Genomic DNA, 506 nt, shown 5'->3' with positions numbered 1-506 from the left:
ACGCCTCCGACCCCGCGCCCGCCGCCGATGCGCCGCAACTGCGCGCTGCCACTGTGCGCAGCCGCTACGATGCCCGCGAGCAAGCCTGGGTGAGCTGGGTCGATTTGGAGGTGGCCAATACCGACCCCGGCTACCAGAACCGCGAATACAGCACCGCCATTCGCCTGCCCGAGGGCTGCTGGGTGGGCGACTACGTCCTCACCATTGGCAACCGGCAGGAACACGGCATTCTGGCCGAGAAAAAGGCCGCCACCTGGGTGTTTGCCCAGATTCTGAACCAGGACGTGCCCCGCGACCCCGGCCTGCTGGCCTACCGGGGCCCCCACGAAATTGCCCTGCGCGTTTACCCCGTATCGGGAAGTGAGCCGCGCCGTACCAGCATTCAGCTTCTGCACAAGGAGCCCTGCACGCTGACGGTGGATGGCCGCACCCTGGCCATGGGCGACAGCACGGCCGTGCCGCTCGCTGCGCCCGTTGCGGTGCCCGGCAGCGGTGTAGCCTACGTG

General features: G+C 68.4%; 1 protein-coding gene. It reads left to right on the top strand.

What is annotated here, in order from left to right; translation table 11 throughout:
* Nucleotides 1-506, top strand: a 506-nt coding sequence (locus ACYVDE_RS26080) for an MSEP-CTERM sorting domain-containing protein (RefSeq protein WP_460504400.1), incomplete at both ends; no start/stop codon positions are given.

This window comes from Hymenobacter agri, assembly GCF_054778495.1.
The sequence above is the reverse complement of the archived record's forward strand: the minus strand, read 5'-3'. Positions and strand labels throughout refer to the sequence as shown.